The sequence below is a fragment of the Flavobacterium terrae genome (genome assembly GCF_900142035.1).
Lineage (GTDB): Bacteria > Bacteroidota > Bacteroidia > Flavobacteriales > Flavobacteriaceae > Flavobacterium > Flavobacterium terrae.
In genome coordinates, this window is record NZ_FQZI01000001.1 from 94,466 (window position 1) to 119,641 (window position 25,176).

General features: G+C 31.0%; 24 protein-coding genes, 1 tRNA gene and 1 pseudogene. 9 read left to right on the plus strand and 17 right to left on the minus strand.

Annotated features, from left to right (window positions below):
* Window positions 1-128: 128 nt before the first annotated feature.
* The gene (locus tag BUC09_RS00435) at window positions 129-482 is read right to left on the minus strand and encodes an RNA recognition motif domain-containing protein (RefSeq protein ID WP_073307607.1); all 354 of its coding nucleotides are present in this window, start codon (window positions 480-482) and stop codon (window positions 129-131) included.
* Between the two features lie 193 nt (window positions 483-675).
* On the opposite strand from BUC09_RS00435, the gene BUC09_RS00440 reads away from it, so the two are divergent.
* From BUC09_RS00440 to BUC09_RS00450, 3 genes are read left to right on the plus strand one after another with little or no spacing between them, the layout of a single operon-like run.
* Window positions 676-1,248, plus strand: a complete 573-nt coding sequence (locus BUC09_RS00440) for a 30S ribosomal protein S16 (protein ID WP_073307609.1) — start codon at window positions 676-678, stop codon at window positions 1,246-1,248.
* A gap of 15 nt (window positions 1,249-1,263) precedes the next feature.
* A complete protein-coding gene (rimM, locus tag BUC09_RS00445) occupies window positions 1,264-1,791 on the plus strand; it encodes a ribosome maturation factor RimM (protein ID WP_073307611.1) in 528 nt (175 codons plus the stop codon).
* An 18-nt stretch (window positions 1,792-1,809) separates the two neighbouring features.
* Complete coding sequence (locus BUC09_RS00450; RefSeq protein WP_073307613.1) at window positions 1,810-2,514, plus strand: tRNA1(Val) (adenine(37)-N6)-methyltransferase; 705 nt, start codon at window positions 1,810-1,812, stop codon at window positions 2,512-2,514.
* 6 nt (window positions 2,515-2,520) lie between these two features.
* On the opposite strand, the gene BUC09_RS00455 is transcribed toward BUC09_RS00450, so the two are convergent.
* The 5 genes from BUC09_RS00455 to BUC09_RS00475 form a co-directional block, all read right to left on the minus strand.
* Window positions 2,521-3,819, minus strand: a complete 1,299-nt coding sequence (locus BUC09_RS00455; protein WP_073307615.1) for an HlyD family secretion protein — start codon at window positions 3,817-3,819, stop codon at window positions 2,521-2,523.
* Between the two features lie 2 nt (window positions 3,820-3,821).
* Window positions 3,822-6,014: a peptidase domain-containing ABC transporter gene (locus BUC09_RS00460; RefSeq protein ID WP_073307617.1), complete on the minus strand. Its 2,193-nt coding sequence runs from the start codon at window positions 6,012-6,014 to the stop codon at window positions 3,822-3,824.
* An 81-nt stretch (window positions 6,015-6,095) separates the two neighbouring features.
* Window positions 6,096-6,299: a hypothetical protein gene (locus BUC09_RS00465; protein ID WP_073307619.1), complete on the minus strand. Its 204-nt coding sequence runs from the start codon at window positions 6,297-6,299 to the stop codon at window positions 6,096-6,098.
* A gap of 11 nt (window positions 6,300-6,310) precedes the next feature.
* On the minus strand, window positions 6,311-6,565 hold the full coding sequence (locus tag BUC09_RS00470) for a hypothetical protein (protein WP_073307621.1): 255 nt from the start codon (window positions 6,563-6,565) through the stop codon (window positions 6,311-6,313).
* Window positions 6,566-6,610: 45 nt separating this feature from the next.
* Window positions 6,611-8,185, minus strand: coding sequence for a vitamin K epoxide reductase family protein (locus tag BUC09_RS00475; protein ID WP_073307623.1), 1,575 nt, complete (start codon window positions 8,183-8,185; stop codon window positions 6,611-6,613).
* 219 nt (window positions 8,186-8,404) lie between these two features.
* Between BUC09_RS00475 and BUC09_RS00480 the strand changes: the two genes are divergently transcribed.
* Window positions 8,405-8,671, plus strand: coding sequence for a hypothetical protein (locus BUC09_RS00480; RefSeq protein ID WP_159432922.1), 267 nt, complete (start codon window positions 8,405-8,407; stop codon window positions 8,669-8,671).
* Window positions 8,672-8,732: 61 nt separating this feature from the next.
* On the opposite strand, the gene BUC09_RS00485 is transcribed toward BUC09_RS00480, so the two are convergent.
* The 5 genes from BUC09_RS00485 to BUC09_RS00500 form a co-directional block, all read right to left on the minus strand.
* Window positions 8,733-10,502 carry a helix-turn-helix domain-containing protein gene (locus BUC09_RS00485; protein WP_073307628.1) on the minus strand — a complete coding sequence of 590 codons (1,770 nt, stop codon included), beginning with the start codon at window positions 10,500-10,502 and terminating at the stop codon, window positions 8,733-8,735.
* 146 nt (window positions 10,503-10,648) lie between these two features.
* On the minus strand, window positions 10,649-10,873 hold the full coding sequence (locus BUC09_RS00490) for a hypothetical protein (RefSeq protein ID WP_073307630.1): 225 nt from the start codon (window positions 10,871-10,873) through the stop codon (window positions 10,649-10,651).
* A 69-nt stretch (window positions 10,874-10,942) separates the two neighbouring features.
* Window positions 10,943-11,107: a hypothetical protein gene (locus BUC09_RS14720; protein ID WP_159432923.1), complete on the minus strand. Its 165-nt coding sequence runs from the start codon at window positions 11,105-11,107 to the stop codon at window positions 10,943-10,945.
* A gap of 46 nt (window positions 11,108-11,153) precedes the next feature.
* Window positions 11,154-11,333 (minus strand): hypothetical protein, encoded by a 180-nt coding sequence (locus BUC09_RS00495; RefSeq protein WP_073307632.1) that lies wholly within the window; start codon window positions 11,331-11,333, stop codon window positions 11,154-11,156.
* A gap of 76 nt (window positions 11,334-11,409) precedes the next feature.
* Complete coding sequence (locus BUC09_RS00500; protein WP_073307634.1) at window positions 11,410-12,966, minus strand: vitamin K epoxide reductase family protein; 1,557 nt, start codon at window positions 12,964-12,966, stop codon at window positions 11,410-11,412.
* A 329-nt stretch (window positions 12,967-13,295) separates the two neighbouring features.
* On the opposite strand from BUC09_RS00500, the gene BUC09_RS00505 reads away from it, so the two are divergent.
* From BUC09_RS00505 to BUC09_RS00515, 3 genes and pseudogenes are all read left to right on the plus strand, one after another.
* Window positions 13,296-14,474: an acyl-CoA dehydrogenase family protein gene (locus BUC09_RS00505; RefSeq protein ID WP_073307636.1), complete on the plus strand. Its 1,179-nt coding sequence runs from the start codon at window positions 13,296-13,298 to the stop codon at window positions 14,472-14,474.
* A 120-nt stretch (window positions 14,475-14,594) separates the two neighbouring features.
* Window positions 14,595-15,380 carry a DUF3050 domain-containing protein gene (locus BUC09_RS00510; RefSeq protein WP_073307638.1) on the plus strand — a complete coding sequence of 262 codons (786 nt, stop codon included), beginning with the start codon at window positions 14,595-14,597 and terminating at the stop codon, window positions 15,378-15,380.
* Between the two features lie 15 nt (window positions 15,381-15,395).
* Window positions 15,396-16,296: pseudogene (locus BUC09_RS00515) on the plus strand (metallophosphoesterase).
* Here the strand turns inward: BUC09_RS00515 and BUC09_RS00520 are convergent.
* Window positions 16,293-16,625, minus strand: a complete 333-nt coding sequence (locus tag BUC09_RS00520; RefSeq protein WP_073307640.1) for a 2Fe-2S iron-sulfur cluster-binding family protein — start codon at window positions 16,623-16,625, stop codon at window positions 16,293-16,295. The pseudogene BUC09_RS00515 and the gene BUC09_RS00520 sit on opposite strands and share 4 nt — an antisense overlap.
* 64 nt (window positions 16,626-16,689) lie before the next feature.
* Here BUC09_RS00520 and BUC09_RS00525 point away from each other — a divergent pair.
* Together BUC09_RS00525 and BUC09_RS00530 are read left to right on the plus strand one after the other, a co-directional pair.
* Window positions 16,690-16,763, plus strand: a tRNA-Ala gene (locus tag BUC09_RS00525).
* Window positions 16,764-16,865: 102 nt separating this feature from the next.
* Entirely contained in the window at window positions 16,866-17,819 is a 954-nt protein-coding gene (locus BUC09_RS00530) for a DUF3078 domain-containing protein (protein WP_073307642.1), read from the plus strand.
* A 50-nt stretch (window positions 17,820-17,869) separates the two neighbouring features.
* Here BUC09_RS00530 and BUC09_RS00535 read toward each other — a convergent pair whose 3' ends face one another.
* The 5 genes from BUC09_RS00535 to BUC09_RS00555 all read right to left on the minus strand — a co-directional run bounded on the left by BUC09_RS00535 (window position 17,870) and on the right by BUC09_RS00555 (window position 25,069).
* On the minus strand, window positions 17,870-21,340 hold the full coding sequence (locus BUC09_RS00535; protein ID WP_073307644.1) for an efflux RND transporter permease subunit: 3,471 nt from the start codon (window positions 21,338-21,340) through the stop codon (window positions 17,870-17,872).
* A gap of 103 nt (window positions 21,341-21,443) precedes the next feature.
* A complete protein-coding gene (locus BUC09_RS00540; RefSeq protein WP_073307646.1) occupies window positions 21,444-22,583 on the minus strand; it encodes an efflux RND transporter periplasmic adaptor subunit in 1,140 nt (379 codons plus the stop codon).
* A 24-nt stretch (window positions 22,584-22,607) separates the two neighbouring features.
* A complete protein-coding gene (locus BUC09_RS00545; RefSeq protein WP_073307648.1) occupies window positions 22,608-23,957 on the minus strand; it encodes a TolC family protein in 1,350 nt (449 codons plus the stop codon).
* 4 nt (window positions 23,958-23,961) lie between these two features.
* Complete coding sequence (locus BUC09_RS00550; RefSeq protein WP_073307650.1) at window positions 23,962-24,558, minus strand: TetR/AcrR family transcriptional regulator; 597 nt, start codon at window positions 24,556-24,558, stop codon at window positions 23,962-23,964.
* Window positions 24,559-24,568: 10 nt separating this feature from the next.
* Entirely contained in the window at window positions 24,569-25,069 is a 501-nt protein-coding gene (locus BUC09_RS00555) for a YceI family protein (protein ID WP_073307651.1), read from the minus strand.
* Window positions 25,070-25,176: the final 107 nt, after the last annotated feature.

Below are 25,176 nucleotides of genomic sequence, written 5' to 3' on the forward strand. Positions count from 1 at the left end.
GCTTCAAGCAAATTTTAGGTAAACACAAAAGTACATTTTCAGAACGGAGAAATCAAAAATTGTTATTAACACAAACAAAAAACCATCTCGAATGAGATGGTTTTAAAACAATGATATAAAAAATAAGTCTAGTATCTTCCTCCTCTATTGTTACCTCCGCCATAGTTTCCACCACCACGGTTGTTTCCATAACCACCACTCGTTGAACGGTTGTTATTAAAACTTCTTCTTTCGCCTTCCGGTTTTGGTTCCGATTTGTTTACCACAATCGTACGACCATCAACAGTAGCACCGTTTAATTCTTGGATAGCTTTTAATGCTTCTTCGTCATTTGACATTTCAACGAATCCGAAACCTTTGCTACGGCCTGTGAATTTATCAGTAATAATTTTTACTGATGTTACAGTACCATACACTCCAAAAGAATCTCTTAAGTCTGCTTCGTCTATTGAAAACGGAAGACTTCCCACAAAAATATTCATATATAAATTTTATAATTCTGGGTAAAGGTAGACTATTAAGATGGCAATTAACTGATAATTAAAGTTTTTCTTCAAAAATATTTTTTTGACCTTAAAAAATTAAAGAAAAAAATTATACTACTGTATGCTAAAGTTTTATATATTTGCACCCTTAAATAACGAGGTCGTGTACCTCAAATTAATCAATTAGATTATGTCAGTAAAAATTAGATTACAAAGACACGGTAAAAAAGGGAAACCTTTTTACTGGATCGTAGCAGCTGATGCTAGATCAAAAAGAGATGGTAAATTCTTAGAAAAATTAGGAACTTACAATCCAAACACTAACCCTGCAACTATCGACTTAAATGTTGATCAAGCAGTTACATGGTTATTTAACGGTGCTCAGCCTACTGACACTGCAAGAGCTATCCTTTCTTACAAAGGTGCTTTATTAAAACATCACTTAGAAGGTGGAGTACGTAAAGGTGCTTTAACTCCTGAGCAAGCTGAAGCTAAATTCAACGCTTGGTTAGATGAAAAAGCTGGTAAAGTTAATGCTAAGAAAGATGGTTTAGCTAAATCTAAAGCAGATGCTAAAGCTGAAGCTTTAAAAGCTGAAAAAGTTGCAAACGAAAAACGTGCTGCTGCTCAAGCTGAAGCTGCTAAGGCTGCTGAAGCTACAGAAGAGGTTGCTGAAGAAGTAGAAGCTCCTGCAGATGTTGAAGCAACTGTAGAGGAAACTCCTGCTGCTGAAGAAGCTAACAACGAAGAAACAGAAGCTTAATTATAACTGGCGATAATGCGTAAAGACGATTGTTTCTATTTAGGTAAAATCGCTAAAAAATTTAGTTTCAAAGGGGAAGTTCTTATCTATTTAGATACTGACGAACCTGAAATGTATGAAGATTTGGAATCAGTTTTTGTTGGATTCAACAAAAATCTGGTTCCATTTTTTATTGAAAATGCCCAACTTCACAAAAACGACTTCTTAAAAGTTCGTTTTGAAGATGTTGACAACGAAGAAAAAGCCGATGAGTTAATTGGCCGAGAAGTATATCTTCCATTATCAATGTTACCCAAACTAGAAGGCAACAAATTTTATTACCACGAAGTAATTGGTTTTGATGTTATTGACAAACGCTTAGGAAACATTGGAAAAATTGTTTCCATAAATGACAGCGCTGCACAACCTTTATTTGAAATTGACAAAGATGGAATCGAAATTTTGATTCCTATGATTGACGATTTCATTGTAGAAGTTAATCGCAACAATAAATCAATCTCTTTAAATACTCCAGAAGGATTAGTGGACTTATATTTAGGATAAAAATTCTAAATTCCAGCCATGTTTCAATTCAAACAATTCAAAATAGAACAAGACCGCTGTGCTATGAAAGTAGGCACTGATGGCGTTTTGCTGGGAGCTTGGACTCCATTAATCAATAATCCTTATAACATACTCGATATTGGAGCAGGTACAGGTTTAATTGCTCTAATGCTAGCTCAACGTAGTAATGCTGAACAAATTGATGCTATTGAAATAGATGATAATGCTTACGAACAAGCTACTGAGAATTTTGAAAATTCACCATGGAATGACCGTTTGCATTGTTATCATGCAGGATTAGATGAGTTTGTAGAAGAAGTAGAAGAAGAATTTGATTTAATTGTCTCCAATCCACCTTTTTATACCGATGATTACAAATCAGGTGACGAACTGCGAGATAATGCTCGTTTTGAAGATTCACTTCCTTTTGAAGAATTAGTAGAAGCCGCCGATTTCTTTTTATCAGACAATGGAATTTTCTCTTTAATTGTACCTTTTAAAGAAGAAGAAAAAATAGTAGCTCTTTGTCAAGAAAGAGAATTGTTCCCACTGAAAATTACTCGTGTAAAAGGAACACCTACATCTGAAATTAAAAGGAGTTTACTAGCCTTTACAAGAATCCAGCAAACCCCTTTAGTAGATGAATTAATTATTGAAATTTCGCGTCATCAATATACTCCCCAATATATTGAACTGACTAAAGATTTTTATTTGAAAATGTAAAAACCACTATGATGTTTTCAGCATATCTCTAAACTGATACAAAACTCTTTCAAGCAATCTTAAATCTTCTGTAATAATTTCTGCAGATCCTCGCATTTCTTGTTGGAAAGGAATTGTTTTTTTATAACTAGTTTTCATTCCTTCTGGAAGCACAACATCAATTGCAATATTACCTTCTTTGTCTGGCACTAAGGCTATATTTTGTATTTTCCCTTTAAGTATTCCAAACTCTCTATCAGGATAATTTAAAAGTCTAACATTTACTTTTTGACCAACTTTAATTTTTCCTGAATTTTGAGAAGGCGCTTTAAGTTTTCCTATGTAACCTTCACCTGCTGAAGGCACAACTGAAAAAACTTCTTCTCCAGAAGTAACTGTTTGATTTTTAACCCAAACCTTTGTAAAAGTTACTTGCCCATCAATACCTGACTGCAAAACATAGTTAAGTTCCCAATCTTTAATCGCTTTTTTAAGTTGGTAAAAAGATTGTGACAAATTCCTGTCTAGATTAACAGTTTCTTTTACATCGTTTATTTCGTTTCCTTTAATTGCTTTTGTATTATCAATTAATGAAGATTGCAATTGTGAAATTGAAGACAATAAGTTCTTATAATTTTTTTCAGCTTGTAAAAAAGCCATTTTTTTACTTTCAAATTCCTGATCAGAAACTACTCCTTTATCATGAAGCTTAGTATAACGAGTCAATTCACTTTTTTGTAATTGAAGTTCTTGTTCATTAATCGATTTTTGCTGAATCAGTAATGACAATCGTTCTTTAATTTGTGAACTTTCAGAACGCTGTGCAGAAGATTCTACCTTATAAGGAGTCAAGCTTTTATTCAAACTATTGGCCATATAATCCTTTTGAAAAGCAGCATAAGCACTCTCTATATCTCCAAATTGAGCATTAGTGAATTTAACAAAAGAAAAATCATTAAAATTTCTCTTTTGAAAAGCCTCTAATTCATTTTTCAATTTAAAGATATCTTCATAATTTGAAGCATTTTCAATTACTGCTAATGGTGTATTTGCTTTTACCAATGCTTTATCTTTTATCAAAAGACTCTGAATTCTACCGGAAGCTTTTGCCATCATTTTTTCTGGCGGAATATTTGTCGTTATAACAACTTCTGTTCTCACAATGTCTGGATATTTCAAAAACCATGAAATAACAAACATCAGCACTATAATTGAAAAAATCAAAACTGTTCCCCAACGAATCATCCAGTTAGGAACTTTTGAGAGTATGTCTTGTACTTCTTCACTGCGAAGTTCAAAAGAAGTATCGTATGTATTTTGTGCCATGATTAATTTCCTAATTGTAATTGGTTTCTAACCAATTCAAAATAATTTCCTTTTTGCTCTACTAACGCGGAATGGCTTCCTATTTCGATAATTTTACCTTTATCTAATACCACAATTTGGTCAGCATTCATTACTGTACTTAATCGGTGCGCTATTACTACTACAGTTTTGTCTTTGAAAAACAAATCTAGTTTTCTCATGATTTCCTTTTCGTTGTTAGCATCTAAAGCAGAAGTAGCTTCATCAAAAAACAACATTTCGGGATTTTTATAAACTGCTCTAGCAATGAGTAATCGTTGTTTTTGCCCTGTACTCATTCCAACACCTTCTTGTCCTATCTTAGTATTATATCCTAACGGAAGTCCATTAATGTAATCCGTAATATTAGCCACATCAGCTGCATAAGCTAAGCGTTGCTTATCAACTTTATCTACTCCAACAGCTATATTATTTGCAATAGTATCATTAAAAATAAAACCTTCTTGCATTACTGCACCAATACTATTTCTCCATGCCTTCTGTGAAATGTTTTTAAGTTGTGCATTGCCAACAAAAACTTCTCCTTTTTCTGGCTCATAAAACTTTAAAAGTAATTTCATCAAAGTGGTTTTACCACTACCGCTTACCCCAACAATCGCAGTCACCTTATTAGCAGGAATTACTAAATCCAAATTTTCTAAAACGGGTATATCAGCACCTAAATATCTGTAGGTTAAATTCTTTACATGAATATCTTGATTATTTGGCACATCATGCATTTGAAATTCTTCTTGTTGAACCTCATCTTCTTTTTCATGAATTTCTGACAAACGAGCTAAGGATATTTTAGCGTCTTGCAATTCTCTAACAAAACCAATTAATTGAGTTATTGGACCATTTAAATTTCCAACAATCGAACTAATTGCCATCATCATACCAAGAGTAATATCTCCATCAATAACCAACTTAGCAGAAATAAAAACAATAAAAATATTCTTTAATTCATTGATAACTGACGAACCAATAGTTTGTGTTTGTTCTAAAACTAAACCTTTCATAGACACTTTAAACAATCTTGCCTGAACATGTTCCCAACCCCATCTTTTTTGTTTTTCGGCATTATGGAGTTTTATTTCCTGCATACCATTAATTAACTCCATAACTTTGCTTTGTTCCTGACTTATTTCGGAAAAACGCTTGTAATCTAATGCCTCTCTTCGTTTTAAAAACAAAGTTATCCAACCAAAATAAAGTATACTTCCAGCAAAAAAAACAAAGAATATCTGAAGATTATAATAGGCCAAAACTCCACCCATAACTATCATGTTGATAATAGAAAAAATTACGTTTAGTGACGAAGTAGTCAGAATTCTTTCAATTCGGCGATGATCATTAATACGTTGCATGATATCACCAGTCATTCGTACATCAAAGAACGAAATTGGCAAATTCATCAATTTGATAAAGAAATCTGAAATCAGTGAAATATTAATCCTTGTAGATAGATGAAGTAAAATCCAACTTCGTATAAGCTCTATTCCAGTTCTACCCGCAAATAAAAATAATTGCGCAAAGAGAATAAGATAGATAAAATTGATGTTTTGATTTTGAATTCCAACATCGACTATACTTTGAGTTAAAAATGGAAAAACTAGCTGCAATAATGTTGCTGCTAACAATCCAATACTTAGCTGAACAAGAAAGGATTTATATTTCCATAAATATTGATACAAAATTCCAAAACCTAAAGCTTTCTTTTCCTCTTTATCAAAATCAGTTTCAAAAAACTTAGGAGTAGTTTCTAGTAACAATGCAACTCCTTCTGGAGTTTTATCATCAGCATTATTTCCAATCCAAAATTTTAAAAACTCCGTCTCATTGTAATCAATAAGACCAAAACCAGGATCCGAAATACGATATTGACCTTTTTTAATATCATATAAAACCACATAGTGCTCCTTATTCCAATGCAAAATGCATGGCAAGGGAGCCTCTTGAAGACTTTCTAAATCAAGCTTTACACCTAAAGTTCTGAACCCAATACGTTCTGCAGCATCACTTAAAAAAAGTAAATTACTCCCCTCACGGGTAGTCTCAGAGTAATCTCGTAACTGTTGTATATTGATTGTCCTGCCATAGTATTTAGATACAATCTTCAAACAAGTTGGTCCACAATCTTTAGCATCAGCCTGAATATATGTAGGAAATTTTTTCAATTTTTAGTTTGTTTTTGGCAAAAGTAATGAAAACCGCCTGAATAATCAGGCGGTTTTTTAACATGATCTTATTTTTAAAAATTATCCTTTAATACAACATTTGCATTTAGTGTTGTAAACACCTTCATAAAGACTAAAACAATCTTCAGCATTGATTGTATAATCACAAACATTTCCAGGAGGAAGGCTACATCCACTAGGATTTGTTATTCCTCCGTTAATTGTTTTTTGTTCTTTTTTGCTCAATTCAAGAGCGCCCTCTAAGTTTAAAATGTTTTTTAACATATCAAAATAAATTAACAAAGAATAAATTCGAAATAATCGTCTGGTCCTGTTACAGGTTTAACTATTGTACATTTATTAGGTGCAGTCCATTTTCCCATCCATTCAGCACATTGTTCCTGTGTAAAAACTGTTACTACACATTGATCATCTCTAAGTCCACCACTGATTATTTTTTGTTCTTTATTAGTTAACTTTTGAACACCGTCTAAGTTTAAAATGTTTTTTAACATGATTAAATAATTTAAATAATTTATTTTCTCAATCATTTAAAGACAGTTGAGATTTCTGTCTATTCTTGGCCAAGAATTTTTTTATACAATTTGAAAGTTTTCTTTATTTTTTAATGTGTTAGTTTCTTCTTCAAAATCATTTAAGAAATATTTTATATCACTTAACTCATATTCATCTGGAAACAATTTGTTATTAACAATTTTTACAGGAGTAAAATTGAACTTGTTAGTTAAGCACCAATCATACTGTTTCATCATTTGATTATTAATAATCATATTGTATGACGATAAAGACCATTTTTCTTTCCATTCTATCAAACTAATGTTATTAATGTGCCAATCCTCCAAAGCTTCTTTAGCCATCTTTTCATTTGATGAGTTTAAAGCCAATAATGTTTCTACAATAGATAAATACTCATTGTCTCTATTTTCAGGGTTGACATTAAATAATATATTGAGGTATACATTGCTTTTATTTTTTTCGAATAAATCCTTAGCGTCTTTAAACGCCTTATGACAATGACCACAACTTGGACTTAAAAAAAGAGTCAAACTTATCGATGCATTACTATCACCATATTTAATGCCCTTTAACTTTTCAAAACCCTCATGTATTTCTATCTTCTTGCTAAAAGATTTGAAAACTTTAAAATTTCTTTTAAGACGTTTATAGACATTTAATTCATCTTTTAATTGAACATTTCTTTCAATAATTGGTCTTATAAAAAACCAACTTGAAATGATTAAAATCGAAGGTTGTATATAACCAAAAGAGTTACTAAAAGTGAAATTGCTAATAGACTCTGAATATGAAAAAAAAAGTGTTCCTTGAATCAGAATGACTAATGAAACCACCAAACATAAAAAACACCATTTTTTTAAAATCGCTTTTTGAAGCCAAATAGAATAACCTAGGAAAGGAATTGACACTAAACTCAGACAAACAATTGGTAAACTCGAATTATTTGGATCTGTAAGTAGTGCTAAAAAATTAATTACGAAAAAAAGAATGGGTAAATCATAAAAACTTAGTCCTTTAAAAATTTCGCTTTTATTTGATCTTATTACTGATTCACATGAAGCTTGAGCATTAACGTTACAAAGTTTTGATCCTATTTCTGTTTTGATTCCAAATTTTTCTTGTAAAATCAAAACACTAACTAACAACCCTATTATTGTTAGTCCTAACACAGAGAAACTAAAGGCTGAAAAATTAAACGAAAAGGTTGATAATAAAACTAATAATAAGACAGGCAATAAATACAACACCCCATTTGAATAACTATTTTTAATTTGAAAATTTTTTACATCTGTATTTGACTCGATAACAACAACAATTTGACCCCATTCCCTTAGAAATTCATCAGAAGTGATAGTTAATCTTTTTCCTTTTTCACTCTCAACTAATACTGCTGAATTATCTTTTTTTATCAAAGCTAGCGCTCCTTTATATACTGATAAAAAATATTTAGGTAATTCTGCAAATTGATCTTTTGGAACTTTCACTGCTAAATTATCAATAGCCAAATAACTCAATGTGTCTGTAACGGCATACAAGCTCGGATAATTTGGGTGAGATAAAAAAGCCTCTTCAAATAATTCTTTTTGATCATAATACTTATTTAAATTCAAGTATTTTTTAATGATGTTTAACATAATATATCCTTCTGTTTATTTTCAAATACTGGGGCAAATTTTGATGCATTTGGAGAATAAAAAAAACGAATACAATTGCAATTTTTAAATTATATGTATGACTATTTATAAATTAGCTTACGTCATTAAGTACATAAAACACTGATTTTAAAAGAACTAAAACCACAAGCAGCTGCAAAACCTTTAATTCTAAAAAACAAACTGAATGATTAACTAAATTTGAAAAAATTTAATTCTGAAATGAAAATGAAAAACAGCAAATTGAAAATTAGTGAGTTTGAAAAGTATTCTTTATCAACAAAATTTCAAACTTTAATAAAAGGAGGATTAACAGATGGAGGTGATGACGACCTAGGTGGCTATGGAAGTGATGGTGACCCGGATGATCCAAATAATCCAGGTGGGCCAGGCGGAACTACAATGTCGGTACCAGTCACCACAACCCTCGACCATTCAAATCCCATTATAGTTATTATTAAAAGTTAAATAAGTAATTTTACTTTAATAATAATACCGAAAATTAAAGTTAATTATAACTTCTCTTTTATTAAGAGAAATTATAATTTGCATCATCTAACTTTTTTGCAAATTGAACTGGACTAAGTCCAGTTTTTTTGTTAAAAGACCTCGCAAAAGAAGCTGCATTTTTATATCCAACACTTTCTGCGATGGCTTGAGTTGAATATTTCCTATATAATGAATTAGTAATCATCTCATTAATGACATAATTAATTTTTAACTCATTTGCATATTCACTAAATGTTTTTTCAAAATTTTTATTCACAATATATGAAAGATAGGTTGTATTTGTTTTAATTTTTTTAGCTACAAATTGCAATGTAAAATCTTGATTTAAAAAAACTTTTTTCTCTTCAAGATCTTTTAGTTTTTGCAATAACTGAGTTTCCTTTTCTTCATCTAGATTTAATGTAGCAACTTGATTGCTCACTTGTTGGTTTTCTTCTTGGAAACTCAATTTTAAAGATTCCATTCCTAAATTTTCTTCCTTTCTATATTTTTCGATTATATCGTTAAACTTAGCTTCGGTAACTTTTCTGTATCTATAATTTTTTATTGAAAAGTAAAGTAACATCACTATAGTAATTAAACCCAAACACCATGCAATTGTTTTAAAAAGATTTTGCACTTCATACTTAGCTTGCATTTGAATCATTTCTTTTTTCAAAACTTGTTCATTTTGAAAACCATTAATTTTTTCTTTTTCATTAATCAATTTCATCTCCTCAGATTCTAGATTTTCAAGATAAGTCTTTGCAAAATGTGTTGCCTTTACATAATCCCCTTGAAACTCATGAATTTTAGCCTGATAATATTTTGAACTTACATATTCTTCCCTGCGATACTTTTTCTCAGTTGTAGCATAAATTGAATCAACTTTCGAAAAATAAACCAGAGCTTTTTCATAATCCTCTTTTAAAAAATAAGCATATCCAAAATTGTATAATGATACATAAAATTCATCGTAGAGTTCGTTCTCTATACATTCTGAAATAATGTTCTGATAAATGTTTATTGCATAATCGATTTTATTTAATTGTAAATAGACTCCAGCCATATTTATCTGAATCCTAACTTTAGACATAATCGAATACTTTGAATAAGCAATTGCCTTTTTATAATAAAACAATGCTGAATCTAAAATTTTCTTATCTTTTTGGTTCTTCTTAAAAACGCTCTCATAGTTTTTTCCTAAATTTAGAAGAAGACTAGATTTTGTCGTTAGTAAATCATTTTCTGTAAAAAGGAAATTATTTTCCCCAATCATTTTTTCAGACCTTTTCAAGGATTTAATAGCTAATTGATAATTACCAATTTCATTATTAATAATTGCAATATTATTTTGTAGTTTTATGACTTGTCTTAGATCATTTATTTTTATTGAATAACCCAGTCCTTTGTTAAGTTTCAACAAAGCATTACTTAATTTAGCTTTTTGCCAATCCATCAAACCTATATAATTATACAGATATGCTAAAGTTCTATCTTTCTTAACTGAATTTGGTATTTTCTCCGAAAGTTTTAGTGCTTCATTTACTTTTTTGTTAGAAATTATAGTATCGCCTTTCGACTGAGAAAGATAAGCAATTGCTCCTTTTGCAAAAATTTTTTGTTCTAAATCTGTTGATTTTTCTAATCTAAAAGCTATTACAAAAGCACTATCTTGGTTAGAATTAGTCAATCTTCTTATTTCATCTTGAAAATTCGAATACTCTTTTGTACTAAAAGCTTTTTGTGCTTGAAGCGGTAAATAAAAAAATGTAAAGAAGAAGATGAAGTATAAAAAATATGCTCTCATTTGTCGCTTTTTAGAACTTGCAAAGGAACTCATTTTTTTAAAAAAATTATACGTATTTAATCAACTATCTCTAAAATTCTATAAACAAATGGAGAATCTATATTAAACAAAAAAGGGGAAAATTCCCCTTTTATAATTATTAAATCCTAATATGGCGGTGGCGGAACATATGGACCACAAAAATAAGCTTTACAAATACCTAATGAATATGAATAATTATATCCTTCTGATCTAGTAGCTTTACAGTTAGCCAAGCTAGTTCCTTCCCAGCTTTGATATTGACAACCAGCTGGTATACCTCCATTAATTTTTTTTTGGTCAACCCTTGTTATCAATTGAGCACCTTCTAAGTTTAGAATGTTTTTTAACATGATTTAATTTTTTTTTAGTTTTTAAAAATCCCTTTAAAAAAAACAAGGGAATAAACTCAGTAAAACTTATTATGGTTCTAACTGTATTCGGCAAGGATTAGCACAAGCCAAACTGTAATATCTACATTGTCCTGTCATTGGATCAATACAATCTTTCAATCCTCCTTTAACTGATTTTTGCTCATTTTTAGATAATGCTTGAGCACCTTCTAAGTTTAAAATGTTTTTTAACATGATATTTTATATTTAAATTATGCGTATTATTTTAAAAAAATCTTTATTAGCATGGAACATAACTGATTGGCCTGCATAAGTTTTCATAACGACAGTCCGTTACACATTTAGTACCTGCTGGACAATAATTATTATCAACGCCACAGGCTAAACCTCCTTTAATCGTTTTTTGCTCATTTTTAGATAATGCTTGAGCACCTTCTAATTTTAAAATGTTTTTTAACATAATTAATAGTTTAATAGTTTTATTTCTCAATCCTTTAATGACTGTTGAGACTCAGTCCTCTCCTGGCCGGGATATTTTACTGTGCTATATTTTCGTGCTGAAGTTTGTTTATTTCCTCAAAATCATTCATGAAATAATATAGATCTGCTATTTCGTATTCATTTGGAAAAAGCTTTCCGTTAATAATCTTCACAGGAGAATAGTTAAATTCGTTCTCAACACACCAATTATACTGGTCATAAATTTCATTATTTACCATCATATCATGTATATCAATTCCCCATTTTTCCTTCCATAAGTCTAATCCAATTTCATTAATATGCCAATCAATTAAGGCCTCTTTAGCTTTATTAGAATTAACAGAGTTGATATACAGTAAATTTTGAACAATTATCTTATACTTGTTTTGTTCATTTTCTGGATTAACGTTAAATAGGATTTTTAAATAAATGCTCTCTGGATACTTTTTATATAATTCATAAGCATCTGCAAAAGCTTTATGACAATGTCCACAACTAGGACTCAAGAAAAGTAAAATATTAGTAGTAGCCTCAAAATTTCCAATCTCAATCCCTTTTAATTTTTCCAAAATATTTTTTGAATCAATCTCTTTAGTCAGAGAACTAAAAACTTTAAAATTTCGCTTAAATCTTTTTAATTCCTTTACTTCTTTTGTAGCTTTAATTTCTTTTTCCAAAACTGGCTTCATTAAAAACCATGCTGAAAAAAGTAATGTTACTGAAAATAAATAAGAGACAAATCCTGACGGTGTAAAAGTATTAAAAATGAATGGGTTAAAAACAAAAAATAGTCCTTGCAACAACACAACTCCTGAAATTCCTAAACATAGTAAACACCATTTTTTTATTTTAAACTTCTGAATCCAAACCGAATAAATCAAAAAAGGAATAGTCAACAAACTTAGTCCAGATATAATGCTAACTGACAAAATTGGGCTCAGTAGTAGTGATAAAAAGTTAGATCCAAAAAACAATAATGGCAAATCTGTAAAACTCAACCAACTTGTAATCTGACTTTGATCAGATTTAATAACTGAATCACAAGATGTTTCTTGATTCATATTACACAATTTGGAAACTATTTCTGTTTTTATTCCAAATTTTTCTTGTAGTACCAAAACACTTAAAAGAAGTCCTAAAACATTTAGTCCTAAAAGCAAAATCGAGCTAATTGAATATCCATTGGAAAAAGAAGACAATAAAATCAACAATAATAATGGAAGCCCCAACAAAACCCATTTTGAAGTCTTTTTTAGTTCAATTTTCTTTTCTGTATTTGGTTCTACAGCAATAACAATCTGATCCCAATCACCAAGAAATACATCGAGAGTTAACTTTAATTTCTTTCCTTTTTCATCTAGAACAGTGATTAAATCATTACTTTTAGATAAAAAAACCAATTCTCCCTTATAAAGAGTCAAGAAAGTTTTCGGTAATTCTACAAACTGTTCTTTAGGTATTTTTATGGCAAGATTTTCAACTCCCAATAAACTCAATGTATCAGTAATAGCAAACAAACTTGGATAATTGGGATGTGAAGAAAATAGATCTTCAAATTCATCTACAACATTTGAGTACTTATTCTCAATTAAAAGTTTTTTAACTAAATGCATGTTTTTTAATTAAATTTTATGTAATTTCTTACAAATATGAAACGAATTTATTTATAAAAAAATTGTTTACTGTTAAATAATCTGATAATATTTTCTAAAATTTTAGTTCTGAACCTCACTCAAAATTGATAACATGTTTGTATTTACGAACAATACCAACTATTTAAGCAAAATGACATCTAAACTTGCAAACAGTCTCTATTATAAAAAAAAATGTCCTTAAAAATTATAACATTCCTTAATTGATTTGTTAAAAATCTTTACTTACTTTTGTGTCCTATTATTAACAGATTGCTCCGCATAACTGCGTCGCACATAATGCATTAATTATGAAACCAGATTTATTTCAATCTCCTGATTATTATTTGTTAGATGATTTACTAACAGAAGAACATAAATTAGTACGTGATTCGGCACGTGCATGGGTAAAAAAAGAAGTTTCTCCAATTATTGAAGAATATGCTCAAAAAGCAGAATTCCCACATCAAATTGTAAAAGGGCTTGCAGAAATTGGAGGTTTTGGGCCTTATATTCCTGTTGAATATGGTGGAGCTGGTCTTGATCAAATTTCTTATGGTTTAATCATGCAAGAAATTGAGCGTGGTGATTCTGGTGTACGTTCTACATCATCTGTACAATCTTCATTGGTTATGTATCCTATTTGGAAATATGGAAATGAAGAACAACGCATGAAATATTTACCAAAGTTAGCTACTGGAGAATGGATTGGTTGTTTTGGTTTAACTGAGCCTGACCATGGATCAAATCCTGGCGGAATGATAACCAACTTCAAAGATATGGGTGACCATTATCTTTTAAATGGTGCTAAAATGTGGATTTCAAACGCTCCATTTGCACAAATTGCTGTCGTTTGGGCTAAAAATGAAGAAGGAAGAATCCATGGATTAATTGTTGAACGTGGCATGGAAGGATTTACAACTCCAGAAACACACAACAAATGGTCATTAAGAGCTTCTGCAACTGGTGAACTTATCTTTGATAATGTAAAAGTTCCTAAAGAAAACTTATTGCCAAATAAATCAGGATTAGGAGCTCCTCTAGGATGTTTAGATTCCGCTCGTTATGGTATTGCTTGGGGTGCTATTGGTGCTGCAATGGATTGTTATGATACTGCTTTAAGATATTCTAAAGAAAGAATTCAGTTTGACAAGCCTATTGGTGCAACTCAATTACAACAAAAGAAATTGGCAGAAATGATTACTGAAATCACTAAAGCACAATTATTAACTTGGAGATTAGGAGTTTTACGCAATGAAGGAAGAGCAACATCTGCTCAAATTTCAATGGCTAAAAGAAATAACGTAAACATGGCAATCGAAATTGCTCGTGAAGCACGTCAAATGTTAGGTGGTATGGGAATTACTGGTGAATACTCAATCATGCGTCATATGATGAACTTAGAATCGGTAATTACTTATGAAGGAACTCATGACATTCATTTACTAATTACAGGTATGGATGTAACTGGCTTTTCTGCTTTTAAATAATTGAACAATAGATAAAATTGATACAAAATGCTTCCTAAATTCAGGAAGCATTTTTATTTTTGTAACGTGAAAAACAAAACCAAATCTCAACGTTTTTCGTATATCTATAAAAATTGCCCCATGAATATACAATCTATAAATCAGTCTATTGAACAACAAAAAAAACAATTGTTGAACCATTCTTTGTATTCTAAAATTAAAACCATTGATGATTTACATTCTTTTTTAGAAATACATGTATATGCTGTTTGGGATTTTATGTCGCTATTAAAAGCTTTACAACAAAAACTCACTTGCACAACAACGCCATGGAAAGCATCCAAAAATCCTGAAACAAGATACCTAATTAACGAAATTGTTATAGCAGAAGAATCTGATTTAGGTTTAGACGGAAGACGCTTGAGTCATTACGAAATGTATATTGAAGCTATGCAAGATTGTCAAGCTTCCACCTCTGAAATTGAACAATTTTTATTTGACATAGAAGATACTAAAAACGTTTTTATAGCCATAAAAAACAGTCCTCTTGACAATGCAATAAAAGAGTTTTTAAACTTTACTTTTAGAGTGATTGAAAAAGGAAACGCTCATGAAATAGCCTCAGCCTTTACATTTGGCAGAGAGGATTTAATACCAAATATGTTCACTGAAATTCTAAGAAATTTTAAGACTAATTTTCCTGAAACTAACCTTTCTAAACTGATTTATTATTTCGAAAGACATATTGAATTAGATGCTGATGAACATGGACCAATGGCCATGAAAATGATTGAAGAATTGGCTGAAAATGATCCAATAAAATGGAAGGAAATGGAAGAAGTTGCACTTGAAGCTTTAGAAAAAAGAATTGGATTATGGGATGCAATAGAAAAAACAATTAAAGAAAAAGAATTATCTTTAGCATAAATCTGAAACCTTTAAATGTTATCATCAAAAGACCGATTAGACAGAGCTTATAAAAACGCCATCAGAATTCCTTTTGATGATGATTCCAAATTCATCTTATTTAGCGACTGTCATAGAAGTGATGGAAGTTATGCTGATGATTTTGCTAATAACAGAAACATTTTTTTTTCATGCTTTATCGCAATATTTTAAAAACGGGTTTCATTACATCGAATTAGGTGATGGTGATGAACTTTGGGAAAACATATTCTTTAAAGAAGTATTCGAATCCAATAAAAATATTTATTTACTACTTCAAAAATTTTATTTAGAAAATAGACTAAATATGATTTGGGGAAATCATGATATGATTTTTAGGAACCCCAATGTTGTGAAAAAAAATTTCTCTGAATATTTCGATATGAACTTAGGACAAAAGGTTCCTTTAATGCCAGGACTTACCTATCAAGAAAGTATCATACTAGAACATAAAGACACTAAACAAGAACTATTTTTAATTCATGGTCATCAAGCCGATTTCATGAATTATGTAGGTTGGAAAATAAATCAATTCTTGGTTCGTATTTTATGGAAACCGCTCCAAATTTGGGGAATTAAAGACCCAACAAGTCCTGCTAAAAACTATGTTGAACTTATTAAAGTTGAACGCAGAATTAAAAAATGGATTTTAGAAAACAATAATAAAATTACAATCACTGGTCATACACATCGTCCAAGATTTTCAAGACCAAATGACAGCGAAGCTAATTATTTTAATGACGGAAGCTGTATTCACCCTCGTTCAATAACTGGAATTGAAATTGAAAATGGAGAAATAGCTCTTATAAAATGGTTTATTGATACTCGTGACGATGGAACCTTACAAATAGTTAGAGAATATCTTGAAAGGCCTAAAGCGTTGAAGGATTACATTTAACTCTCAGGAGCTAACTCTACTGCTAGTCCATCAATTTCAGGAGTAATATTTATTTGACAACCTAAACGACTATTATCTTTCACATTAAAAGCTTCCCAAAGCATTGCGTCTTCATCAGCATTTTTTTCAGGTAATTCAACATCATTTAAAATATAGCATTGGCATGAAGCGCACATTGCCATACCTCCACAAATACCTATAGTGCCTTCTGGAGCCAACTCATACATACGTACAACCTCCATGATATTCATATTCATATCAGTAGGCGCTTGAACTTCATGTGTTACTCCTTCTCTATCGGTAATTTTTAGGGTAATATCAGCTGACATATCGTAATTTTTTTACAAAAATAAATATATTCTATCAAAATCAATATATTTGTTTACAATCAACGGGGGATTAGCTCATTTGGCTAGAGCGCTACGCTGGCAGCGTAGAGGCGACCGGTTCGAATCCGGTATTCTCCACTAAAATGCAACTCTTAAGAGTTGTATTTTTTGTTAAATTTCACTCATCGTTTTTACTTTTTTATAAAAAATTCGATTTTTGCAAACCAAATCGAATTAACCATGAATAAAAAATTACATTTTTTACTTTTTATTGCTATTTTTTCAAGCCAATTTATTTTTTCACAAGTAGAGATTATAACTAAACTTCCCGATTCAACCACTTATTGGAAAAAGGAAAATAAAATAGGATTTGACATAAGTCAAGTTGCTTTTCTAAACTGGAACGCTGGTGGTGTAAATACTGTTTCTGGATTACTAAAAGGTAAATTCACTAGAATCTATGAAAAAGAAACTGTAAAATGGCACAATGAGTTACTTTTTAAATATGGTATTAACAAACAAGATGGAGTAAAAGTCAGAAAAACTGATGATGCATTAGCTCTAAACTCAACCTTTGGCTTTAGGAGAGATACTATTTCTAATTGGTTTTATTCTGCCAAATTCAATTTTAGTACCCAGTTCACAAACGGTTATTTGTATCCAAATACTGAAAGAGCCATTTCAAAATCCTTTGCCCCTGCTTATGTCTTTTTAGGAGCTGGTTCTGAATATATTGATAAAGAAAGAAAATTCAATCTCTATTTGTCACCAATAACAATGAAAACAACTTTTGTTCTTGACCAAAGATTAGCCAATGAAGGGGCTTTTGGAGTAACAAAAGCTACTTATGATCCAATTACTGGTGAAATCACCTCTAAAGGGGATAAAATAAGAATGGAACTAGGTGCCTTGTTTACAGCCTATCATAAAGACGAGATTTTCACTAATATGTACTTGGAAAACAGATTAGCTTTATATTCTGATTATATTAACAATTTCGGAAACATAGATGTAAACTGGCAATTGCAATTAGATTTAGTAGTAAACAAATATGTCAATGCAAATATTGGCACACACATCATTTATGATGATGACATCAAAGCTAAAGATGAAGTTGATGGAGTACAAGTTACTTTAGGACCAAGAATTCAACTAAAACAAATTTTAGGAATCGGTTTAACATACACCTTCTAATAAAAAAGGCCAGCTTATTGAGCTGGCCTTTTTACTAATTAAATTTATAATTAAGCTTCTGAAAGATTTCTTCTTCTTTCTCTTCTATCACGTAACCAATATTTAGTTCTCTTAACCAAGTAGAACATAACTGGCACCATTACTAATGTCAACACAGTAGCATATGTTAATCCAAAAATAATTGTCCATGCTAATGGCCCCCAGAAAATAACGTTATCTCCACCCATATATAAGTGTGGATTAAAATCGGTAACTAATCCGAAGAAGTCAAAATTTAATCCAATTGCTAGCGGAATTAGACCTAATACTGCGGTAAGCGCCGTTAATAATACAGGACGTAAACGTGATTTACCTGACTCAATAATCACTTCTTTGATTTGATCAAGTGTTAAATCATCATGACTTTCAAGACCATTATCTGCCACTTTTTTATCCATTAACAAGACAAAGAAGTCCATTAATACAATTCCGTTTTTAACTACAACTCCGGCTAACGAGATTATTCCCATCATGGTCATTAAAATAACGAAATCCATGTTTGCTATCACATACCCATAGAATACTCCACTAAAACTCAATAGTACCGTAAACATAATAACCATAGTTTTTGACACAGAGTTGAACTGAAGTACAATAATTGTTGTAATACCAGCCAATGCTAAGAATAAAGCAAAGAATAAGAAACTTTGATTTTTACCTTGTTCCTCTTGAACTCCTGAAAAACCATAAGTAATATCTCCAGCAAGCTTGTAATTCTCTAATTCTTTAGCAATGCTTTTCGTAATCTCATCACCGTTATATCCTGTCAAAATGTTTGAATATACGGTCATGATACGTTTATAGTTTTTACGTTTAATTTGATTATAAGTAGTTGTTTTTTCTGTATTTGACACCGCCGAAATTGGCACTTGCATAATTTGTCCATTGTTTGGATTACGATATGTCAAAGGTTGATTAAACAGTACACTTTCGTTTTTACGTTGGTCTTCTTGCAAACGCATTACAATGTTATAATCATCATCACCTTCTTTGTAAGTAGAAATTTCTTGTCCATATACTGCTCTACGTAAAGTAAATCCAGCCATTCCAGTTGAAGCTCCTAAACTTCCTGCGTTAGCACGATCAATTTTTACTGATAATTCTGGACTTTCTTTATTGATATCTACTTTTAGCTTCTCAATACCTGGAATATTTTTAGAATTTAAGTACGCAATCATCTTATCTGCCTCTTTAAGCATCAAGTCATAATCTGTACCAGTTAATTCAATACTAATTGGATAACCCGCTGGTGGCCCTGCGGCATCTTTTTCAACAGTAACAGACGCTCCTGGAATTGCTTTGATTCTGGCACGAACTTCTTCCATAACATCTGCAGTATTAATACCTCTACGGAATTTAAATTCAGCAAAATTTACTGTAACTTTCCCTTTATGAGGAGTTTCAGACTGAGAACCTAAGTCAACTTGAGGATTGGTTGCACCAACTCCTACTTGGGCTACGATTGATTCTGCTAAATAATTCTCACTCGTTTTAGGATCAACATATTTACTTATTACATCAATAATTTGTTTTTCAACGAAATTTGTCGCTTTATTCGTTTTAGAAATATCGGTTCCTTGCGGATATTCAATATAAGCAATTACTTGGTTAGGAATATTATCAGGGAAGAATAACACCTTTCTTGGGAAAACTCCAACTAAAACAAACGAAAAGAATAACATAGCCACAATTACTCCAAAAGCTCTCCAAGCCGATTTACCAGTTAAAATTCGAGCTAACATTGCTTTGTACTTTTCCTCCATACGAGGAAAGAAACTATGTTGAAAATCTTGTGTCCATTGATATAGTTTTTTATAATACAACCACATCATAGCTACAGCAATCAATGATAAGTGACCAATTGCTCTTCCTAATTTTGAATCAAAAACATTTCCAATAACTACAAAAAATACACCTATTACTAAGAAAATAATTGTATTCCTTTTTAAGACTTTAGATTCAATATTTCTATCTACAATATCCATAGAACCACCAGTCATTGCAGCATTTACAACCATAGCCACAAACAATGAAGCTCCTAAGGTTACTGACAATGTTAATGGGAAATACATCATAAATTTACCCATAGTACCAGGCCATAATGCAAATGGTAAAAATGCCATTAATGTAGTTGCAGTAGATGATATTACTGGCCAAGCGATTTCTCCAATACCTATTTTGGAAGCTTGAACTCTTGGCAATCCCTTCTGCATGTTGGCAAAAACGTTATCGACCACCACAATACCATCATCTACAAGCATTCCTAATCCCATAACTAATCCAAACAATACCATTGTATTCATGGTAACACCAATAGCTTGAAGTAATGTAAAGGCGATAAATATTGATAGAGGAATTGCCGCACCCACAAACAATGAGTTACGTAATCCCATAGTAAACATCAAAACAATCATTACCAAAACAACCCCAAAAATGATGTGGTTTGACAACTCATCTACTTGATGCTCAACGCGTGACGATTGGTCGTTTGTTAAAGTTACTTCTAGGTTTTTAGGCAAAACCGTTTCTTGAGCTTTTTTAACTACTTCTTTTACTTGATCAATAGCAGTAATCATGTTTTGACCTGAACGCTTTTTAACATTCAACATTACTACTTCCTGATTTTTTTCACGAGCATACGTTGTTCTTTCTTTCTCTTTAAAACTAATCTTAGCGATATCCTTTAGATAAACCGTACCTCCATATGATTTTACAATTACATTCTCTAATTCAGACGGGTCTTCAATTTCACCAATGATTCGGATATTATTACGTGCACCTTGAGAAACTAAATTTCCTCCAGACAAAGTCATGTTCTCATACTTTACTGCACTAGCAATATCATCAAAGCTCACTTGCGCTGCATTCATTTTGTATACATCAACAGCAATTTCAACTTCTTTGTCATCAACACCTAAAATATCAACAGCTTTTACCTCAGAAATGTCTTCAATTTCATCTTCAAGATATTCACCATATTTTTTTAGCTGTTGTGCTGTATAATTTCCTTTAAGATTGATGTTAAGGATTGGCACCTCTTCTGCAATATTAATACTAAAGACATTGGGTTCTACTTTACTTCCATTATCAAGCGTAGGCCAATCAGTATCTGCTTTTGAAACATCTACTTTGTCCTTGATTAAGATTTTAGCTTGATCAACAGTGATATCATCGTCAAATTCGGCAACAATCATTCCATAATCTTGGAACGAACTTGATGTTACTTTATTAACACCACTTATGTTTTTGATATTATCCTCTAAGGGTTTAGTTACTAATTTCTCTACATCTTCTGCTGAGTTTCCAGGGAATATAGATGAAATATAAATCTTGTTTTCGATGATTTCAGGGAAATCCTCACGCGGCATGGTTATATAGGCATAAATCCCTGTAATAACCACAATAAATGTAAGTATATATACGGTCACTCGGTTGTCTACTGCCCAACTCGAAATGCCAAACTCTTTTTGCTGATGCGACATTATTATTGCTTTTTATGGGTTAAAAATTGAAGTTGGTTTTGTTGAAGATTGAATAATAAACCAACAAAATCCGATCATCACTAAGCCAACTTCAATTTTAGATTTAGAAAGTTAATTTCATTCCTTCAGAAACTGTATTTGCTCCTTCTGATACTACAACATCACCAGTTTTTAATCCTGATAAAATTTCTGTATTGTTATTAGCGTTTTGTCCTACCTTAACAATTGCTTTTTTAGCAACTCCGGCATTTTTTGCAGTATTTGTAACTACATAAACATACTTTGCACCATTTGCATCTTGCTGAATAACATTTGTAGGAACTGTAATTGCTGATTTATTAGAATAATCTACTATTTTAAGTTTAGCCACTTGATTAGGACGTAATAACCCTTCAGGATTTGGAACGGTTACTTCAATTCCAAAACTTCTGTTAGCAGGATTAATCGTTTTAGCTACTTGACGTACTTTACCCATGTATGTTTTACCTATAGAAGCAATATTTGTCTCAACTGAAGTTCCTACTTTTACTTTACCCACATACATTTCTGGTATTGCAGTACTTATGTACATTTGGCTTAAATTAACGATACGCATTAAGCCTTGTGGGCTAGCCGAAACTACTTGTCCTCTTTCTACAAAAACCTCATCGATTACACCATTAAATGGCGCACGGATTATTGTTTTCGCAATTTGAGCCTTCATTTGATTAACTGATTTTGACAAACTAACCATTTGAGTTTGCGCTTGTAAATATTGAATCTCTGACCCAATTTTTTGATCCCACAATCTTTTTTGACGCTCAAAAGTTGTTTTAGCTAATTCGTATTGTGTTTGAATTTGAGCTAATTGTTGACTCATTCCTCCATCATCTACTCGACCTAAAACTTGATCTTTTGAAACAGTTTGTCCAGCCTTAACATTTAAAGCGATTAAAGCACCTGGCATTTCTGGTTGAATCAAAACGTTTTGTTGTGTATCAACATTTCCTTGTATTTCAACATAGTGATTGAAAACAGTATCTTTTACTGCAATAGTCTCTACTAAAGCTTCATCAGATTTTTTTTCTAATGTTGCTAATGCTGCATCAATTTTAGACAAATCTGTCTGCAAAGCAGCTCTTTTTGCCTTCAATTCTGTTAAATTCTTAGCTTCAATCAAAGCATCGATTGAAGCGCTATTTTCGTTGCCTCCACATGCCATAAATAAAGTTGAAACAACTGTTAGTATAAGTATTTTTTTCATGTTTTGAATGATATATTTAAATGATTAGTTTGTTATTTTTTCTAATGAAGCTCTTTTGTTTACAACATTTACCATTGATTGTAAATAGCTTTGTTGCGCAGCATATAATTGTCTTTGCGCTTCTGTAAACTCGAAGCTTGTAGACAAACCTTCTTTAAATTTTATTTGTTGCTTTTTTTCAATTCTTTCAGCAAGTTTTAGGTTGTTTTTTGCTGTTTCATATTCTTCAACGCTAAACTCATAATCACTTTTTGCTGCTTGATATTGAAGTTTTAGCATTTGCTCTGCTTCTTTTTGTTTTGTTTGAGCTTGTTCGAAAGCTATTTTTGCTTGTTGCGTTCTTGCACTTCTGCCAAAACTGCTAAAAATTGGCACATTTAATGCAACTCCTAAGTTTGAATAATTAAACCATTTTTGGTTTTCATTAAAAAAACTAAACGTATTACTAAAAGCATTGTATCCAAAATTTACTTGGGCTCCTAAAGATGGCAAAGCTTTACTTTTTTCTAATTTTAAAAGCAATCTTTTTTGCTCGGTCATATTAGTTGCCATTTGATAATCAATATTTTTATCGACACTAAATTCTGATGTGGTAATCGCTAAGTCTAAATTTTCTTTAGAAAGAGTTTCAAGATTATCTGTTAAAGTTAATTCATCTTCTAATTCTATTCCTAAATTAATTTTTAACATTTTTAAAGCCAACTCTCTTGAACGTTTAACATTATTCAATGTACTATTTACAGTAGATAATGTGATTGCTATTTGCTCAACACTCTCTTCTTCTGCTAATCCGTTTTTATAAATTTGATTAACATCATTATAGTTTTTTTCTAAAATAGTCTTATTACTCTCTAAGACTTTTATACTTTCTTGAGCTAAAAGAACGTTCCCATAAGAACTGATTACCATTTGTTTGATTTCAGAATCTGTTTTCTTTTTAGAATTTTCAAACAACTGAAGGTATACTTTTGCAGACTGTAAACCTACTAAATAAGAACCATCAAAAATTAATTGACTCAAAGTTAAACTTGCCCCCATATTATGTTTTGTACCAAATTCAACCTCAGCGAAACTTCCTGGAGGTCCACCAAAAAACTCTCCTGGCACAACAGATTTTTGCAGTTTAAAATTGTTTTGGTAACCAACATTACCATTTAATTGTGGAAGACCTATAGTTGTAGTTTCCCACTTTTTCTTTTTTGCAGCCTCTATATCTCTTCCTGCATTTATTTCGGCATAGTTATATTGCAAAGCATGCTCAATTGATTGCTTTAAAGTGAATGAGTAACTTTGTTTTGCATCATTCTTATTCACCTCTTGCGCATTGAGCTGCGCGAAATAAATTAGATTAATTAATATTACTATTTTTCTCATAAAATTATTTATAGTTAGTTTGTAATTGTTTCTCTAATTCTTCTATTCCTTTTGGAGTTGCTAAAGCTCTTGTGTGGTATTCTAAAGCTTCTTTTTCAAGTAATAATGCTTCGCTTTCAAGTTGAGTATTTTCGTTTATACTAAATATCAAAGTATAATAGAACTTTATATAAACATCAATATTAACATCATCTCTATACAAACCTTCGGCAATACCTTTACTGATATTTTGTCCAAACATTTCGTTACAGTCTTCAATTTTTGAAGCCATCATTTTATCCCATATTTCCGGATAGTGCTTTTTTAACTGATATGCAGGCGAATGATCTAATGATTGAAACATTTCTTTGAACATTTCTCTAATTTTAAAATTTTCTTCAATAGCATTATAGTTCTTAGATATAACCTCATCCATTAAAGAATTTATTTTATTGTTTACGATAGCTGTTCCTTCTTCTATTAGCGCTTCCTTATTGCTGAAAAATTTATAAATTGTTTTTTTAGAAATACACATTTCACAGGCTATATCATCCATTGTTACGCTCTTAAAGCCCATTTTCAAAAACATGTCTGTCGCTTTAGCGATAATCTTCTCTTTCATATTTTCCCTATTAATTCGCTGTAAAGTTTTTAAAATCTAAATTTGCTACCAAGTTTACATTTTGACTCAATGGAAAGTCTCCCCAATTTTTATATTCTTGTAAAGTCCAACCAAAATCTTTCTTATTTATTATTCCTGTAATTTCTATAAAAGCATTTCCGTTTGTTCCTTCATCTTCAGTAGAAACTAAAGAAACCTCAAGTTCAACAACTTTAATTACATTATTAATCGTGAGATACCCTTTGATAAAACTCATCGTTTGATTAATTTTTTGAAATGAAATGGATTTAAAAGAAATTTGAGAAGTTTCTTCAGATTTAATGAAATTGAAATTATTAGACACAATTTCCAGAATAAAATCAAGCTGCAAATCTTCAATTTGGTCATTTGAAACAGACAAAAAACCATTTGATGCTTTAATATTAGTTTTTAGATAACGATTTACACTACGTCTAATTTTGATTAAAACGTTTGACTGATCTTTATCAAACAATAAATTATTTGCTGTCATCTTTATAACATAATTTCAATGCAAATATACTTAGGAAACTTTTAACACTTTAAAAGTTTCCTAAGTTTTTACAAAAATTTAACATTTTAGTAAACTTTGCCAAGTGC